The sequence below is a fragment of the Rossellomorea aquimaris genome, assembly GCF_020171925.1.
Classification (GTDB): domain Bacteria; phylum Bacillota; class Bacilli; order Bacillales; family Bacillaceae_B; genus Rossellomorea; species Rossellomorea aquimaris_F.
In genome coordinates, this window is sequence record NZ_JAIVAR010000006.1 from 84,295 (window position 1) to 102,060 (window position 17,766).

General features: G+C 42.7%; 15 protein-coding genes and 1 riboswitch. Of the genes, 6 read left to right on the forward strand and 9 right to left on the reverse strand.

All coding sequences use genetic code 11. The features are described 5' to 3' along the window. Nucleotides 1-53: 53 nt before the first annotated feature. The gene (locus LCM10_RS16965; RefSeq protein ID WP_224877474.1) at nucleotides 54-287 is read right to left on the reverse strand and encodes a YueH family protein; all 234 of its coding nucleotides are present in this window, start codon (nucleotides 285-287) and stop codon (nucleotides 54-56) included. Between the two features lie 171 nt (nucleotides 288-458). Here LCM10_RS16965 and LCM10_RS16970 point away from each other — a divergent pair, with 171 nt between their 5' ends. After that, nucleotides 459-1,676, forward strand: a complete 1,218-nt coding sequence (locus tag LCM10_RS16970; protein ID WP_224877475.1) for a NupC/NupG family nucleoside CNT transporter — start codon at nucleotides 459-461, stop codon at nucleotides 1,674-1,676. A gap of 91 nt (nucleotides 1,677-1,767) precedes the next feature. Here the strand turns inward: LCM10_RS16970 and LCM10_RS16975 are convergent, their stop codons facing one another. The 3 genes from LCM10_RS16975 to LCM10_RS16985 form a co-directional block, all read right to left on the reverse strand. Then, nucleotides 1,768-2,847 (reverse strand): GGDEF domain-containing protein, encoded by a 1,080-nt coding sequence (locus LCM10_RS16975; protein WP_224877476.1) that lies wholly within the window; start codon nucleotides 2,845-2,847, stop codon nucleotides 1,768-1,770. A gap of 139 nt (nucleotides 2,848-2,986) precedes the next feature. After that, the gene (locus LCM10_RS16980; protein WP_224877477.1) at nucleotides 2,987-4,462 is read right to left on the reverse strand and encodes a UDP-N-acetylmuramoyl-L-alanyl-D-glutamate--2,6-diaminopimelate ligase; all 1,476 of its coding nucleotides are present in this window, start codon (nucleotides 4,460-4,462) and stop codon (nucleotides 2,987-2,989) included. A 349-nt stretch (nucleotides 4,463-4,811) separates the two neighbouring features. Next, nucleotides 4,812-5,867 (reverse strand): M42 family metallopeptidase, encoded by a 1,056-nt coding sequence (locus LCM10_RS16985; protein WP_224877478.1) that lies wholly within the window; start codon nucleotides 5,865-5,867, stop codon nucleotides 4,812-4,814. 159 nt (nucleotides 5,868-6,026) lie between these two features. Between LCM10_RS16985 and LCM10_RS16990 the strand changes: the two genes are divergently transcribed. After that, nucleotides 6,027-7,418, forward strand: coding sequence for a peptide MFS transporter (locus LCM10_RS16990; protein WP_224877479.1), 1,392 nt, complete (start codon nucleotides 6,027-6,029; stop codon nucleotides 7,416-7,418). A gap of 48 nt (nucleotides 7,419-7,466) precedes the next feature. On the opposite strand, the gene LCM10_RS16995 is transcribed toward LCM10_RS16990, so the two are convergent. Continuing rightward, nucleotides 7,467-8,273, reverse strand: a complete 807-nt coding sequence (locus LCM10_RS16995; RefSeq protein WP_224877480.1) for a YihY/virulence factor BrkB family protein — start codon at nucleotides 8,271-8,273, stop codon at nucleotides 7,467-7,469. Nucleotides 8,274-8,480: 207 nt separating this feature from the next. On the opposite strand from LCM10_RS16995, the gene kynA reads away from it, so the two are divergent. Both kynA and LCM10_RS17005 read left to right on the forward strand, forming a co-directional pair. After that, nucleotides 8,481-9,329, forward strand: a complete 849-nt coding sequence (kynA, locus tag LCM10_RS17000; protein WP_224877481.1) for a tryptophan 2,3-dioxygenase — start codon at nucleotides 8,481-8,483, stop codon at nucleotides 9,327-9,329. Between the two features lie 141 nt (nucleotides 9,330-9,470). After that, nucleotides 9,471-9,920, forward strand: coding sequence for an OsmC family protein (locus LCM10_RS17005; protein WP_224877482.1), 450 nt, complete (start codon nucleotides 9,471-9,473; stop codon nucleotides 9,918-9,920). A gap of 96 nt (nucleotides 9,921-10,016) precedes the next feature. Here LCM10_RS17005 and LCM10_RS17010 read toward each other — a convergent pair whose 3' ends face one another. From LCM10_RS17010 to LCM10_RS17020, 3 genes are all read right to left on the reverse strand, one after another. Next, nucleotides 10,017-10,343, reverse strand: a complete 327-nt coding sequence (locus LCM10_RS17010) for a DUF3243 domain-containing protein (protein WP_224877483.1) — start codon at nucleotides 10,341-10,343, stop codon at nucleotides 10,017-10,019. 312 nt (nucleotides 10,344-10,655) lie between these two features. After that, on the reverse strand, nucleotides 10,656-11,693 hold the full coding sequence (locus tag LCM10_RS17015; RefSeq protein WP_224877484.1) for a ribonucleotide-diphosphate reductase subunit beta: 1,038 nt from the start codon (nucleotides 11,691-11,693) through the stop codon (nucleotides 10,656-10,658). Nucleotides 11,694-11,709: 16 nt separating this feature from the next. After that, nucleotides 11,710-13,953 carry a ribonucleoside-diphosphate reductase subunit alpha gene (locus tag LCM10_RS17020; protein WP_224877485.1) on the reverse strand — a complete coding sequence of 748 codons (2,244 nt, stop codon included), beginning with the start codon at nucleotides 13,951-13,953 and terminating at the stop codon, nucleotides 11,710-11,712. Between the two features lie 171 nt (nucleotides 13,954-14,124). Then, nucleotides 14,125-14,308: riboswitch (cobalamin riboswitch) on the reverse strand. 589 nt (nucleotides 14,309-14,897) lie between these two features. On the opposite strand from LCM10_RS17020, the gene LCM10_RS17025 reads away from it, so the two are divergent. Continuing rightward, entirely contained in the window at nucleotides 14,898-15,659 is a 762-nt protein-coding gene (locus tag LCM10_RS17025) for a SurA N-terminal domain-containing protein (RefSeq protein ID WP_224877486.1), read from the forward strand. A 163-nt stretch (nucleotides 15,660-15,822) separates the two neighbouring features. Beyond that, nucleotides 15,823-15,999, forward strand: a complete 177-nt coding sequence (locus LCM10_RS17030) for a hypothetical protein (RefSeq protein WP_224877487.1) — start codon at nucleotides 15,823-15,825, stop codon at nucleotides 15,997-15,999. Between the two features lie 67 nt (nucleotides 16,000-16,066). On the opposite strand, the gene gndA is transcribed toward LCM10_RS17030, so the two are convergent. After that, complete coding sequence (gene gndA / locus LCM10_RS17035) at nucleotides 16,067-17,479, reverse strand: NADP-dependent phosphogluconate dehydrogenase (protein ID WP_224877488.1); 1,413 nt, start codon at nucleotides 17,477-17,479, stop codon at nucleotides 16,067-16,069. Nucleotides 17,480-17,766: the final 287 nt, after the last annotated feature.

Here is a 17,766-nt window from a genome sequence, read left to right on the forward strand (position 1 = left end):
CCTCGAGGGGCTAGCCGCCGGAGCTGGATGAACCAAAAGCGGGGGCGGCTCGCTTACATCTCCCTCGTCCACTGCAGGATCCTTTCGCTCACCACGTCTGCACTTTCTTCCCCAATCAGCTTTTTAAGCGACTGCATCAGCTGCCCTTTAGGATCTTCCTCTTCATATGTAATAGAAAAGGACCATTCTAGATCAGGGATCGCGATTAATATCAGTTCTTCTCTCTTATTTTCATAGATGTATACTTTTTGTTCCAGACCTTCCAAGAAATTTTTTCTGATCTTCAATTTTGAATCCCCTTTCATGAAAACGTTATTATAGCGCATACTAGTGACGAACTTGTTCGTACAACTTTTCGAAAAACCTTTAAATGTAGGTTGTCAGACTTCTGAAAGAATTGTAAAATAAAAAACCGAAAGCATCAAGTTTGTTACATTATAATTAATGAGGTGAAAAGAATGCAGTATTTATGGGGTATCGTAGGTATAGTGGTCGTCCTTGGAATCGCTTTCCTGTTTTCTTCCAACAAGAAGAAAATCAACTTCAGAACGGTTCTCGGCGGTCTTGCCATACAATTGTTGTTTGCATTTCTAGTCCTTAAGACTCCTTGGGGACAGAATGGATTAGAAGCTTTGACAATGGGAGTCAACCAAATCATCAATTACTCTAACGAAGGGATCAATTTCCTATTCGGTGGGTTGTATACGAAGGAATCAAATATCGCATTTGTATTTGCTCTTAATGTCCTGCCAGTTGTCATATTCTTCTCGGCTTTGATTTCAGTCCTTTACTATTTGAAGATCATGCAGTTCTTCATTAAGATTCTTGGTGGTGCATTATCCAAGCTATTAGGAACACGCAAAGCTGAGTCAATGTCAGCAGCTGCGAACATCTTCGTAGGACAAACAGAAGCACCACTGGTCGTTCGTCCTTATCTTTCAAAAATGACAGAATCTGAACTATTCGCGGTTATGACCGGAGGACTTGCATCTGTTGCCGGTTCCGTATTAATTGGATATTCGTTACTTGGTGTCCCTCTTGAATACTTGCTTGCTGCAAGCTTCATGGCAGCTCCTGCGGGACTAGTCATGGCGAAATTATTCGTCCCAGAAACAGATGATAAACCAGAGCCTGCAGAGTTCGACATGGAAGCGGATACAGAATCAACGAACGTGATCGATGCTGCTGCCAATGGCGCAAGCGTCGGTCTCCAATTGGCACTGAACATCGGTGCGATGCTACTTGCCTTCATCGCATTGGTTGCATTGATCAATGGGATCCTTGGCGGCATCGGCGGGCTATTCGGTGCAGAGAATCTATCCCTCGAATTGATTCTTGGTTATTTATTCTCACCACTTGCATTTGCAATCGGTGTACCATGGAATGAAGCAGTCATGGCCGGTAACTTCATCGGTCAAAAGCTTGTACTGAATGAATTCGTAGCTTACTCTGCTTTCGCTCCAGAAATCGGAAGCTTGTCTGATAAGACGGTTGCCATCATTTCATTTGCACTTTGTGGATTTGCAAACATTTCCTCATTGGGTATCTTACTTGGTGGACTTGGAAACCTCGCACCTAACCGTAGAGGTGACATTGCCCGTCTTGGCATCAAAGCAGTCATTGCCGGTGCACTCGCCTCATTATTGAGTGCGGCGATTGCCGGAATGTTCATTTAATTACAAGAAGAGCACGAACTAAGAGGAGAAATCCTTTAGTTCGTGCTCTTTTTTGTACCAAACCCCGTTTTGGTTCTTTTCTAAAGAGCTATCAGTTTGAAACGAGATAGGGTGTTGGCGATTCGGTAACTCCCTCGAACAATTCCCCGTTCCTCAGACAGACCCTCTTCTTTCCAGCTTGCTTTGCTTTATAGAGCCTTTGATCAGCGAGCGATAGCAACTCTTCCGGAACATTTCCCTCATCCGAGCAAGATTCGCCGAAGCTCATCGAAAGTGGAAGTATCGTGGTTTTAGCAAAGGTAGCGAATAGTTCATCCATCAAGCCTTTCATTTCGGGAATGGTTTTCTCAGGAAACATCAATGCAAACTCTTCACCGCCATAACGAAATGCTTGTCCGTTGTAGCGGTCACAGATGCTCTCAAATATTTCACCGGCAGCCTTGATGACTTCGTCTCCTTTTTGATGCCCCTGTTCATCATTCACCTTTTTAAAATCATCAATATCCCCAAGGAGCAAACAGAAGCGCTTACCAGAAGTACAATTTTGTTTCAACTTTTCCTGAAAGGAACGATGATTGAATAACCCTGAGAGGTAGTCGCGATGCACAAGGTCATGATACGCTTCTTTCTGGATATAATGGGTACGTTCCCTCAGCATGATCAATGCCCCGAATAGCCCAATGATGCTAAGGAAGAATAAATTGAGCGCAGCGGGATAATAATTCTCGAATTGAGCGAGATCTACCATGAAATAGCCCATGATGATATACGCACCGCTGAACATCAGCATTGAAATGAATGCACCGCGTGTTCTCCAGTAAATGGTGGCATGAAGGACGAATAAAATTGAAATCGGATATAATGGACTATGAATCCCGCCTGAGAGGGCCATTAACCAAATCAAGGCGATATAATCGAAAGCAATTCCTAGCTTCAACACCATTTTCAAATGTTTTTTATCATCTTTCATCCGGAATAATGCAATTTGGGTGATGAGCATATACAAGCAACCAGAAGCGAGCAAGTATGGAAATACATCCTTGTTCGTAGCAACATTCTCAGAAAAAGGAGGCACATAAAAAAGGATGACGGATAGTAGGACAAACAGCCACCTTAGATAAGAAAATAGCTTTTCAGTTTCATAGTCATTTAAATACAATGTTAATTTCATGATTTTCATTCTTTCTTTTACATAATTTCGTAATAATTCAAATGTAGCAGAAACAAGCATGGAAGTCTACGCAAATATCTGAACATTCTTGAAACAAAGGGACCAATGTTAATCATTGGTCCCTTTGTTTACGGCAAGCTCAGTGACCTGCTCTATACTTTATTTTACTTTCCTCAATGGCGATATTTTTATCGCTGTGAGGGTATTTGGTATTCTCAACAATTTGATAATCCTCATGGCCCTTACCGGCAAAGATGATGATATCACCCGGTTCACTGACTTCGATTGCATGTTTGACGGCTTCCGCCCGGTCTCCGATCAATGCATATTGATCGTGTTGCATGCCTTTTTCGAGATCCTGAAGGATGCTGTCGTACTCCTCATAGCGAGGGTCATCTGTCGTTAAGATGACATAGTCGGCTTTCGATGCTTTTTCCGCCATCGTCGGGCGCTTCGATTTATCACGATTCCCACCGGTCCCGACTAGGAAAATAATCTTATTTTCTTTGAACGGGAAGACTGACTCAATGGCTTTCTCAATTGCGTCCGGTGTGTGGGCATAATCGATGTAAACAGACAGCGGGGCGTCCATCTCCACCTTCTCCATCCTTCCGCTGACAGGCGGGAGCTCACGGATGATTTCCACCAGCCTTTCCACCTTCATTCCCCTTGCATATAAACAAGCCATGCTAGTAAGGATGTTATACACATTGAATTGACCAAGAAGCTTCATTTCAACATGGTAAGACCCTTCTGGGGATTGCAATGTGAATGTCGTCTTATCGTTAGCGTACTCGATATCCTCCGCTTTGAAGTCAGCACTTGACTCAAGTGAGACACTGATCACTTCGTGAGGCGTCATATAGCGATATCGATCATACCATTCGTCATCTGCATTCAGTACAACGTATTTAGGCGTTTCAAGGTCCTGGCCTAACTGGGAAAACAATAATCCCTTTGCATACCCGTAGTGCTCCATCGTTTCATGGTAGTCCAAATGGTCGTGGCTGAGGTTTGTGAATGCCACAACGTCAAAATCCACTCCCCATAGACGGCCCAGGCTCAAGCCATGGGAAGAAACTTCTAGGATGAAGTTCTGGATATCCCTTTCCACTGCAAGATTCAGCATCTGCTGATTGGTCAGGTTATCACAAGTCGTATTTTCACTCGGAAGAAGCTCTCCGTCCAAATTAAATCCAATCGTACCAGACAGAGCGGCTTTTTGATGATCCATTCTCAACATCGAATGAATAAGATTCGTCACGGTCGTCTTGCCATTCGTTCCGGTAACACCGATGACGTTCAGCTTCTTTGATGGGTAGTCATAATACTTATTTGAAAGCTGCGCAAGCGCCTTGAAAGAATCCCTCACCACCACAAGGGCGGCCTTATCCAAGTCGATATCAAGCTGCTTCTCGGCAATGACGACAGTCGCACCGTTTTCTACCGCTTTTGCGGCGAAATCGTGGCCATCCACCGTGTAACCTCTCGTACAAATGAACACACTGCCTTCCGTTACCTTTCTCGAATCCACATAGAGATCCTTTATTTCACTAGGCAATTGTCCATATACAGTTTTTAATTTTATACTTTCTAAAAGATTGTATGTATTCATCAGTCATACCCTCACATTGATAGTTAGTAAATTATTTATTGTTTCTATTTTACCTTATCCACCGTGCTTTGATAAGAGAAATACCTCCTAATTTGATCTAGGACAACCTCCGACTTCTATTTTTCTTCCCTATACGATTGTCCTTAAACATTGGCTTTGGTCATCACCGTTGCCCGGCTCCGTGCAGAACTTCGCTTTTCCCAGTAGGCATGGACTCGGGTGAACAGTTGGAACCGACTTTAAAACAAACAATACTCTTCAACTGGGCGAAACACAACAAAATAACGATTCGAGTGTCATGATGAACCAATAAAGCCTTTCTTGTGAATACAAGAAAGGCTTTATTGGTTCATTCAATGACCATTTTTGATTGCACATAGTGCCAAAGCAAGTTTTCTGTGTGCATAATGGAGGATTCATGCGTACGTTCATACGCGTGGGAAGCGTCAATCCCTGCCCCGATCAAGCCGTGGACGATATCAAATCCTGCCCTGATTGCAGCAGAAGCATCTGAACCGTAAAAAGGATAGATGTCCACTTTATAATCGATTGAATTTTTCTCGGCCAATTCAACTAAGTGCTTTCTTAGTCCGTAATGATATGGGCCACTTGAATCTTTCGCACAGATGGATACGGTATATTCATCCGTCGATTGCCCATCCCCGATCGCTCCCATGTCAACCGCCAGGTATTCAATGGTTTCAGGTGGGATATTGGAGTTCCCTCCATAGCCGATTTCCTCATTGTTGGAGATCAGGAAATGAGTCGTATAGGGGAGGACTGTTCCCGAGTTCTTGATTTGACGGATCAACGTGAGCAGCATTCCGACACTGGCTTTGTCATCAAGATGACGGGATTTGATGAAACCGCTGTCAGTGATTTCCGCCCTCGGATCGAATGAGACGAAGTCCCCTACTTCAATGCCCAGCTCCCGTACTTCCTTTGCATTTCTCACTTTCTCATCGATGCGTACTTCGATGTTCATGTCATCCCGTTTTGCTTCTCCTGCATTTTTATATACGTGCACAGAAGTTTGATGCATCAGGATGGTTCCGGAATATGTTTTGCCACTTGAAGTCTCAATCTGACAATATTCACCTTCGACGGCATTCCATCTGAATCCCCCGATCATAGACAAACGCAGGCGCCCGTCCCCCTTAATTTCTTTAACCATGGCCCCCAAGGCATCAACATGTGCCGTGAGCATACGATGACTCTCCGAATTCTTTCCCGGAATCGTTACGACAAGGGCACCTTTTCGTGTCCTCGCCATCTCCACCTCCAGGTCAGATAGATATTCTTCTACGAATTTCATGATCCTTTCCGTATTCCCGGACGGGCTTGGGATTTCCACAAGCTCCTTGATGAGTTGGATCGTTTTGGATGTATCTGGATATGTAGTCATTTGACTCCCTCCCTTTCAACCATATTATATCGCCTCCTGTAGTCTTTCTACAAATGACTGTTACGTATAGGAAAAAAACTGTCCATCTTTAACATATTTTCTACGCTTAAGAGAAACATTAAAGTAGGATTTATCATTTTCGAATGGGAGGGAATTCGTTTGAATTCTTCAACGCTGGATTCATTACCTCAAGGAAAAAAACATCCAAAAGGACTGTATCTGCTATTCTTCACTGAGCTTTGGGAAAGGTACAGCTACTATGGGATGAGGGCATTATTGGTCCTTTATTTAACGACTGCCTTTGTGAGTGGGGGATTGGGTGTTGAGCCTGCCCAAGCATTATCCATATACGGCATTTATACAGGTTCTGTTTATTTCACCCCGATTCTTGGAGGCTGGTTGACTGACAGGTATATCGGATTGCGTAAAGCGATTACAATAGGCGGAATCACGATGGCGTGTGGAGACTTCACCATCTTCCTCACCCATTCACAGATCGGGCTATATATCGGGCTCGGGCTGCTGGTACTTGGGAACGGTTTTTTCAAACCGAATATCTCTACGCTTGTTGGTGAATTGTATCCAAGGAATGATAAACGGAAGGATGCAGCATTCACGATTTTCTATATGGGAATAAATCTCGGCGCATTTTTCGCTCCGTTGATCGCAGGATTCCTAGCTGAAGATCTTTTTCTGAGACCACTTGGGGACGGGACGATGCATTATGGCTTCAAATGGGCGTTCTTGGCGTCTTCCATAGGGATGATCACAGGACAGATCATATTCAGTTCCCTCAGTAAGAGATATCTCGGAAAAGTCGGACTGAAACCGAATAAGCAATTGGTCGAGGAGTCCAATGAGAATGAAAACGTGCCTCTTTCTACGAAAGAAAAGCAGCGTACACGTGCAATCTTGATTCTTGCCTGTTTCGTTGTATTTTTCTGGGCGGGGTTCGAACAAGCAGGTAGTTCATTCACATTATATACAAAGAACTTCATCGATCGGGACGTATTCGGATATACAATCCCTGTTGCCTGGTTCCAATCGGTCAACCCTTTATTCATCATCATTCTAGCCCCTATCATATCTGGACTATGGTTAAAGCTTTCCCACTCAAAACGTGGGGACTTGAATATGACGACCAAGATGGGGTTCGGCATGATCCTTCTGGGGATCGGTTTCATGATTCTGATACCCGCCGTGCTTCAAACAGGATCCGACGAACAGAACATCGTCAGTCGCGCAAATATCTTGTTCATCATCTTTACCTATCTATTTCATACTTTAGGGGAGCTGTTCCTTTCTCCTGTTGGCCTCTCCCTAGTCAGCAAAGTGGCACCAGTAAAGATTGCCTCGCTTCTGATGGGGGTATGGATGGCCGCGATCGGGGTTGCAAGCCTGCTTGCAGGTCAACTCGCTTCCTTAACTGCAACACTCGGATACTTGGAAATATTTTCGACAATCGGTACAGTGGCAATCATCCTTGGCCTGATTCTTCTGGCCATATCAAAGAAACTCGTTTCAATGATGAAGGATGAAAACGCAGTATAACATCATTAAACCCTGGAAATGACCATTTCCAGGGTTTAATCTTTTCTATCAATTCCGGTCCGCTACACTTCCGTTCAGTAGCCCGCCGATCAACAAGATGGTGGAAGAAATATAAAACCATACAACAAGCGTAATGACGCTTCCCAGTTGTCCATAGAATTGGGTATAATCATTCAGTTTAACATAAGTCCCATACAACCATGATACCCCTTGCCAACCAAATGTGGCCAGCAATGCACCTGGAAGAACATGCATAAATGAAATCCTCCTACTAGGGACTACCATGTAAAGGAAGATGAACAATAATAGCATAAAGATCGAGCTTAGCCCCCACTTCCCCATGACCCATAGCTGGCTCCATTCTCCCTGCAATTTCCCACTCGTAAACCTGGCATGCCGTATATATTCCTCCACTACTGGAACCACCAGTGAAAAAGAAATCAGGACCATGAACCCCACGGTCAATAACAAGTCGTAAAATAATGCGATGAAGAACGGCTTTTTCCGTTCGATTTTATATGCCTGATTCAACGATCGGACCATTGACTGTACGGCCATTGAAGCAAGCCAGAATGTAAAGATGATCGAGATGGATAAGACATCTCCACGCTGGTTATATAAGATCCTTTCTACGTTGTCATGGATGATGGAATATGACTTCTCCGGAGCGAACGGCTTGATAAGGAGAAGCACATTCGTCTCTGAAATCGGGAGATAACTCAGCAATGAAAACACAAATAATAAAAACGGAAAAATGGATAAAAGCAAATAGTAAGCCAGTTGTGCCGATTGATCAAAGAAGCGCTCCTTGAAGAATCTTCCTATGACTTCCTTCGGATATACCAATAACTTCATTTCGTTTTACTCCTTACTCACAAAGGATACATATATGTTCCCCAATATTTGAGATTCAATCATGTTAATGGCCATCGAGGTTCAGAAATAAAGGACCTTATCCTCCAATCACTATTCACTTCTCGTAATTGAAAGGGATTTATATTCCCTTTCTAGAAGTAGTAATGGAAGTGTTTTCACAGGTCACTCTGATAGATAGAAAGGAAGATGAAGGTGTCAAAGAAGAATGAGCAATCCATTGGCAATGAGAATGTACATACTGATTTCATCAACAATATGACCTATGGTGATTATCTGCATCTGGACACATTGTTATCAAGCCAAAAAAGATTATCCGGGCATCACGACGAAATGTTATTCATCATCATTCATCAGGTTAGTGAATTATGGATGAAATTGATTCTCCATGAGTTAAGGACGAGCATTCAATCGATTGAAACGGGTGACTTGTCACCGGCATTTAAAATGCTATCGCGCGTGTCTAAGATCCAATCCCAAATCATCCATGCATGGGACGTATTATCTACACTCACACCATCCGAATATATTCAATTCCGTGATGATTTGGGGCAGGCATCGGGTTTTCAATCTTATCAATATCGCATGATTGAATTCGCATTGGGTTACAAGACGCCGCACGTTTTAAAGATTTATGAAAAGGACCCGGCTCTTTTGGCCGATTTGAAGGAGGCTTTTGAAGCACCGTCACTGTACGATGTATCGATACGTGCCCTGTCAAAGGCAGGCTTCGAGATCGATGAAGAGGTATTAACAAGGGACTTCACAATAGCATACAGGGAAAACGATACCGTGCTTGCCGCCTGGACGGAAGTTTACCGAAACACAGAAACATACTGGGACTTGTATGAATTGGCCGAGAAGCTGATCGATCTGGAAGATTGGCTGCAGCAATGGCGATTCCGTCACATGAAAACAGTTGAACGGATTATTGGGCATAAAATAGGAACTGGAGGCTCGAGCGGCGTAAGTTACTTGAAGAAGGTACTGGATCACCGCTTCTTCCCTGAACTATGGAATGTCAGGACAAATTTATAATTCATCTGTTGCTACAGATGCGTACATCAAGGTTGATCATCCTTTTGGGACTCTGCTTACAAAGTGGAGTCCCTTTGATTTGCCGGATTGCCCTTTCTGGGATATCCTAGTCACATAAATTGACTAAAAGGAGAGACACACATGGCTCAACATTCTTTCCATATTAAGACGAACTGGCCTGGACTCCGCAATGATGTAGGAACGTTGGAATCCGGGACTCTAAGCAGCAAGATTTCCATCCCCCCTGAAATGGATGGACCTGGAATCGGTACAAATCCCGATGAAATGCTACTCGGTGCCGCTGCAACATGTTACATCATCACACTTGCCGCAATGCTTGAAAGAAGCAATATTCAAAAGGAATCACTATCCATGGAGTCGGAAGGAATTGTAGAAGTGGAGAAAGGGATCATTACTTATAAGAAAATCATCCACAGACCCACTCTCGTTCTTTCAAAAGAGTGTACAGAAAAAGAAATGAGCAAAGCACGGAGACTTGCCGTTAAAGCTGAACAATCATGCATGATCACAAGGGCAATCAAAGGAAATGTCGAGGTGGAATTGGAAGAAACCATTCATATTGAGAATTGAGGTATGAGATTAAAAGGTAAATGGTTGTCCCTTAGTATACCAAGTGCTTAAAAAGCACAAAGGCGCCTCTGTGTGTGAGGCGCCTTTCGTATGTCTTTATGACTCTGAATGGACGAGCTTTACGAGCATGTGTGAAAGCATGTGCTGTTCATCTTCGTTGCCTGCTTTCCATAATTCATACAATAATTTTTCTTCCCTATTCTTTGGTTCTTCATGTGCTGCTAGGTAATCCCCTACTTTTTGTGCTGCCTTTGCCTGTTGTTCTTCGTTCATACCGAGTTTATCCGCTAGTGAGACTTTATTTCCTAAGTATTCCTTGAAGTGATCGAAGTTTGACATGATTTCTTCTTTCTTGTCCTGAGACATACGTGATAATGTGTCGTCTACCTTATGTTCCATTTTGTCTGTAGAAGAATTAGCCATTTGTAAAATCTCTCCTCTCTTAACGTTAGTTTCTATATTCCCGAAAGAGGTAATAATAAACCGAATATCAAGAATTCGGAGAAGATTTCTCAAAGGGCTATTTTCGTAAAAACTGCTCTTGTGAACCGGGGAATAGTGGTTGATTTGCACGCCAGGTGCCCGCTTTCCGCGCACTTCCGCTCCAATCAACGAACAAAGGAGCATTTTTTAACCATTAATCAAGAAAGTCTACACTCCATCACTAATCACACCTTTTTCAATGCAAGAATGATCCATTATTATTAATAGTAAAGTAGAAAGAGAGTATTCATTTTATAAGTCGTCAAATCCATTGGCATCTGTCGTTTTTGTGTATTGTCTCGATTTCTGCTCGAAGAAATCGGTCTTTCCCAAGTCGACCTCCTGGTAGGCGATGATCCATTTCAATGGGTTATGCTGATGACCATCAAATGGCGGCTGGAACCCGAGCTGTTTCGATCTCTTGTTTGCCATGAATTTAATATAAGACTCCACTTCATTCATCAACAGCCCTTCAATATCATCCCCGATGATTTCCTTCGCCCACTCGATTTCCAAGCCTGCCGCCTCCATGAATGTCCGTTGTCCAAATTCCATAAGCTCTTCGGTGTTACAATCAGGGTATTCCGTCAGTATTTCTTTGAATATCTTCTCGAACAAGCCGACATGGAGCTGCTCATCCCTGTTGATATAATTGATCATCGTGCTGGTGGCCACCATTTTTTGATTTCGTGCAAGGTTATAGAAGAAAGCAAATCCGCTGTAAAAAAATAATCCTTCCAAAATGACATCGTAAATAATGGATTTCAGTAGATTTTCGACCGTCGGTGTTTCCGCAAAGTCCTGGTAACCTTTTACCACGAAATCATTGCGTTTTTGCAGGATTGGTTCTGTCTTCCAGTAATTAAACACTTCGTCCTGTTTCTGTTTAGGGACGATACTTGAGAGAACATAGCTGTATGAATGGTTATGAATCACTTCCTGCTGTGCAAGGATGATCATCAACGCATTCAAGCTTGAATCAGTCAAGTAGTCCGCCACTTTTCCGGCATAGTCTGTCTGGACACTATCAAGAAGTGCCAATAATCCGATAGTCTTCAGGAACGTATCTTGTTCTTTCGGGGAAAGTGACTCAAATTGATTGATGTCCTTAGACATATTGATTTCAAACGGAGTCCAGAAGTTTCCCAACATTCTTTTGTACTTCGGGTACGCCCATGGAAACCTCACATCATCCCAATTCAACACATTTGAACTCTTTCCGTTGATGATGGAAGTGGATTGATTCGGGGCTGAAGCATCCAGCAGCTCTCTTTTGTGTAAAGTAGACATTGCTCTTTCCCCCCCTTTAGCTATGACAGCTTTCGCATTCGTCTATTACGGTATCGGAAGTGGACCTGACATAATAGGTAGTTTTCAACCCGGATTTCCAAGCGTCAAGATGCAGATCCAATAACTCCTTGGCCCTGATATCATTTCTTACATAGAAATTGAACGAGATTCCCTGGTCGATATGTTTTTGCCTTCTACTGTTTTGTCTGATGCTCCAATGCTGATCGAGATGATACGCTGTTTTGTAATACCAGCGTGTGGCATCAGAGAGATCCGGTGCAGTGACCGGAATTTTATAATCCTTCTTTTCTTCGGAATAGAAATGACGGAATACGGGATCTATGCTTGCAGTGGAACCTGCAATAAGAGAAGTAGATGAGTTTGGAGCAACCGCCATCAGATAACCGTTCCGTATACCTGACTGAGCCACTTCTTTCCTTAACCCATCCCACCGTCCACCTTCGTATCCCCTACTCGAGAAGAAGTTACCGTTCTCCCAATCAGAGCCTTTGAAATATGGATATGCGCCTTTCTCCTTCGCAAGTGAATGACTCGCTTCAATGGCATGGTATGCAATTTCTTCATATAGGGCATCGCAGTACTCCACCGATTCATCACTTTCCCATCGCAACCCTTTCAAGGCGAGCAGATGGTGCCACCCGAAAGTACCGAGTCCGATCCCCCTATAGCGCTTATTTGTCAATTCAGCCTGAAGGACAGGAATCTTATTAAGTTCAATGACATTATCCAATAACCGGACAGCAATCTTCACCAATCTTGGTAACACATTGTGCCCGATGGCCTTCGCCAAGGATAAGGAAGCAAGATTACACACGACAAAATCACCGGGTTGTTTCGTTGAGATGATTTTCCCATCAACGATGGATTCATCTTCTAGATAGGTTGGGCTCATATTCTGGGCGATTTCGGTACAAAGATTGCTGCAATAGATCATCCCCTTGTGCGAATTGGGATTATGGCGATTGACCGTATCCCTGTAGAACATGAACGGTGTACCGGTTTCCAATTGCGAAATCATGATTCTTTTAAAGATATCGATGGCTGGGACCGTCTTCCTGGTTAGATCTACATTCTGCACACACTCCCTGTATCGCGCCCTGAATGATCCATCCCCTTCATGTTCATCATAAAAATCTTCCAGTGAATAGCCCATCACATTTCTGACTTCATGGGGGTCGAACAGATGCCAGTCCCCTCTCTCATCAACAGCCTCCATGAAAAGATCGGGAACGCATACGCCCGTGAACAAATCATGGGTGCGATGACGCTCGTCCCCATTGTTCAACCGCACATCCAAGAATGATTGGATATCCTTATGCCAAACGTCTAAATACACAGCGATGGCTCCTTGACGCTGACCCAGCTGATCGACTGAGACAGCCGTATTATTCAACTGCTTCATCCATGGAATCACGCCGGAACCGACTCCCTTGAAGCCTTTGATGTCACTTCCCCTGCTCCTGACCTTCCCAAGATAGATGCCGATTCCCCCGCCATTTTTGCTTAACGTGGAAACATCCGTGTTGCTGTCAAATATACTTCTTAAATCATCACCCACCGTATCGATGAAGCAGCTTGAAAGCTGTCCATAACTCTTCCCCGCATTGGCAAGGGTCGGTGTTGCAACGGTCATGTAAAGATTGGAAAGGGCCCAATAAGCCTCTTCTATCAATGATAGCCTTTTATCCCGTTCTTCGTTCATCATCAACGTCATCGCAATGATCATGAATCGTTCCTGAGGAAGTTCGAAACACTTGCCGTCGTGAGTCTTCGTCAAATATCTGTCCGATAGCGTCCGGATCCCGATATAAGTGAAAAGCCTATCATTTGAGGGATCGATCATCGCTTCGAGCTGCCGGATTTCTTGTTCCGAATAACAATTCAATAACTGAGGATCATACAGATTCATATGTACAAGGTCACGAATGCACTCGTAAAATGAGGTGTATGGCTTTACTCCTGCTCTGGAGCGACTGGACGACCTGTAAAGCTGTTGGAGATGCAGAAATGCTGCTGCGTAAGTCCACTCCGGTTCTGCAGCAGAAACTCTCTCAATGGCTGCTAAAACCATTTGTCCAATCAGATATTCTTCCGTGTAATCTTTTTTGACCATGATTAAGCTCTCTACTTTTTCCTCGAATTCGTCCATGTATAATTCAGGAAAGTGAGCTCTCAGACTTTTTATCAAATCCCCCGAAATGGTTGATGCCTCTTTTTCAATCCTAGTGATTTCAATCATTCTTTCATTCCTCCCGTATTGATGCAATCCAACCGTAAGACTTTAGGAAAAGGATACAAAAAGCCCATCCTTTAAGGATGGGCTTATAGAAAATACGATGAAATGATTTAACAGACAGTTAGGCTATCTATTATTTCAAACCTCGTATTATCCCCCCAATTCCCGAAGAAGATCATACGTGATAAATACGGCAGGTCTCCTGACTTGTGCTTCATCCTACTTTAAGGCCTTCCCATCTTCTAACAGATAGTGGCAAATCCTTATTTCGTCGTCACATACAGTTGCGGGGACAGTTCTGGATTTCCACCAGATTCCCTATTAAGTCTTACTAGACACCGCATTTACAGATTATCATGAACTGAATCAATATATAGTTATTTTATTATCAATAGACACAATACATTGTGCTCTCATCCATAATAATCGAGTTCGATGTTTTTTTCAATAGGCGAAATAAATCAATGGTTTCTATTTATACCCTCTTCCATACGTGCATGAATCAATGGATTAAGCGGGCAATCGATCCTCTCTATCATAAAATATTCCTATAATTATTTTTTTCAACAAAAATGAAAGAACATCTTTGAATCAGGACCATAGAGCATTGATTATTGGCCTTCCTAAGGTTATTCATGGATTGAGCTCCCACCTGAAACAACTTATAATCCATTTAGAAGGTTGTTTGACAGTATTCTTTGGTCCCCAATATATTGACGGGCTGCTTACACGGTCGATCCGTTGTAAGCAGCCTCTTTTTTTGTCTGAAGAACTAGTTTTTTCCATACAGAACCTGTTCCTTCCAGACACCCGGCGAGAAATTGGTGTATTTCAGAGCTGTTACAAAGTGATTAAATCAGCCAAAAAGGTTTATTTTTTCATGAGAATCATATAGAATGCGCATTAAGTGATTATTTACATCACCTCTTTGAAAGGAGACAAAAAATATGAAAAAATTCATGAGTGCTCTACTGATTACAATCATGGCCATTGCTCTGGTTGCATGCGGAAACGGAGAAGAAGCCAAAAAACAGGCTGACGATAAATCAAATACTGAACAAAAGGCTGACCAAAAAGAACAAGCGAAACAAATGGAAGAAATGCAAAAAAAGATGGATAAGCAAAAAGTTGAGAAAGATAAAGTTGTAGCGATCGTAAATGATGAGAAGCTGAAAGGTGAAGATTACAATAGCATCCTTTCTTCTTCCCAAATGCAGTTCCAGCAAATGGGACAAGACCCTACAAGTAAAAAGGCTGCCGAACAAATCAAGAAACAAACAATTGATAGCCTTGTCGGACAAACATTGCTCATGCAACAAGCAGATGAAAAAGGATACAAAGCCACTGATGAAGAAATCAACAAACAGTTGGATCAGGTGAAGAAACAATATAAGACCGAGAAAGAATTCGAAAAGGCGATGAAAGAAGCAGGATTTACAATGGAAGAGTTAAAGAAACAAGTCGCCGAAAACATCAAATATACGAACTATGTTGAAAAGGAAATAAAAGTAGACGAAGTAACAGAAGACGAAATGAAGAAAGTCTACGATCAATATGCCGGTCAACAGGGAGATGACCAGAAAGCTCCTAAGTTTGAAGAAGTCAAACCTCAGATCAAGACCCAACTAGAACAGCAAAAGAAACAGGAACAACTAGTGAAGCATGTAGAAGAACTGAAAAAGAATGCAAAAATCGATATCAAAATATAAGAATAGAGAACAAGCCCTTCTGTGGGTTTGTTCTTTTTTTATGTTTTTTCTTACTCTAACAGGGTACAGTCTACCATCCCCCTCAAATAACTGCGATGAAGAAAAAAATAGGTCAGCTTGTTTATTTAAATCCTCTAATTTTTTTAAAAAGGAGCTGGAACGAATGAACGATCGTACAAACGACCAACCAGAGCAGATAAACAATGACACTAAAGGAATTATGGATATGCATGAAGAAGAACAACACGTCGACGCCATCCCTTTGGAGGATTTAAAGAAGGAACAGCGAGAAGAAGAAGAGAATCATCATACTAAAGATGATTCTTCCAGCGAAGAGTAAACTTGTTCGAGCATATATAAAAGCCCTGGGCCGTGTTTTCGCGGTCCAGGGCTATTTTTATATCCGATTATTTATTTAACCAATCGGTATGGAATGTCCCCTCTTTATCTTTACGCTGATACGTGTGGGCACCGAAGTAGTCGCGCTGCGCCTGAAGGAGGTTTGCAGGCAGTGATTCTGTACGGTAGCTATCATAATAGGCAAGCGCACTTGCAAGCCCCGGAACCGGGATTCCAAGCTTGATCGCAGTTGCTACGACTTCACGTGCTTCATCCTGATAGTTCTCAACAATTTCTTTGAAGTAAGGATCGAGAAGTAAATTTGTTAGTTCTGCATCACGATCATACGCTTTCTTGATTTCTTGTAGGAAACCAGCACGGATGATGCATCCACCCCTGAAGATCATAGCGATCTCGCCAGGCTTCAGATTCCAGTTGTATTCCTTTGATGCCGATTGCAATTGGGCGAACCCTTGAGCGTAAGAACAGATTTTGCTTAAATAGAGTGCTTTTCGGATCATTTCAATAAATTCTTCTTTATTTCCTTGGAATTCATTGTTTTTTGGTCCTTTAAGGATTTTACTTGCTTTCACCCGTTCTTCCTTCATTGCCGAAATAAAGCGGGCGAAAACCGATTCCGTTATGATGGAAAGCGGGACTCCAAGTTCCAATGCTGAGATGCTTGTCCACTTGCCAGTACCTTTCTGTCCAGCAGTATCAAGGATCATTTCCACTAGCGGTTTACCCGTTTCTTCATCGACCTTTGTAAAGATATCAGCGGTGATTTGAATGAGGTAGCTATCGAGTTCCCCTTCATTCCATTCCTTGAAGATTTCATGCATCTCCTGAGCCTCGATCCCCAAGACATTCTTCATTAAATAGTACGCTTCACAGATAAGCTGCATATCACTATATTCAATTCCGTTGTGTACCATTTTCACGTAATGGCCCGATCCATCTGGCCCGATATATGTACTGCATGCGTCTCCGTTTACTTTTGCTGCGATGGCTGTCAGGAATGGTTCAATTAAATCGTACGCTTCTTTTTGTCCACTCGGCATGATCGCAGGTCCGTATAGGGCGCCTTCTTCACCACCTGACACCCCTGCTCCAATGAAGTTGATCCCCTTCTCTTCAAGGGCTTTATTACGACGAACCGTGTCCTCGAAGTAGGTATTTCCGCCATCGATCAAAATATCTCCTTTATCCAAGTGAGGAAGCAGGGACTCGATTGCTTTGTCCGTGATTTCACCTGCAGGTACCATCATCATTATTTTCCTCGGTGTTTCCAATGATTGAACAAATGCTTTAACGTCACTTGTTCCTGTAAATTGTTTATCACTATGTTCTTTCAGAATTTCATTCACTTTTTCCTCAGTAACATCATAGATCGCAACCGAGTATCCTCTGCTTTCAAAATTCAGAGCAAGGCTTTTCCCCATTACTCCTACTCCAACAACACCAATTTGTTGTTTAGACATAATATCCTTCCTTTCACTGCTAAAAAACATTTTTTCACCGTATATATTATAATACGAAATAAATTTTCATGCTTACATTTCATGAAAAAAGTTTTATAGCAGACACTTTTCTTATACTTAGTCATAAGTATTATCAGCTTCATTCCTGCATATTATCCACTTTTACCCCTCCATGCCAGCGCCTTAGTCTCATCATCATCTGTGAATGATCAAATGCCATCTATTAATGGTTTAGAACTTCCGACCCAGACATAAGTGGGGTAAGGGGACATATATATTGAACAAAT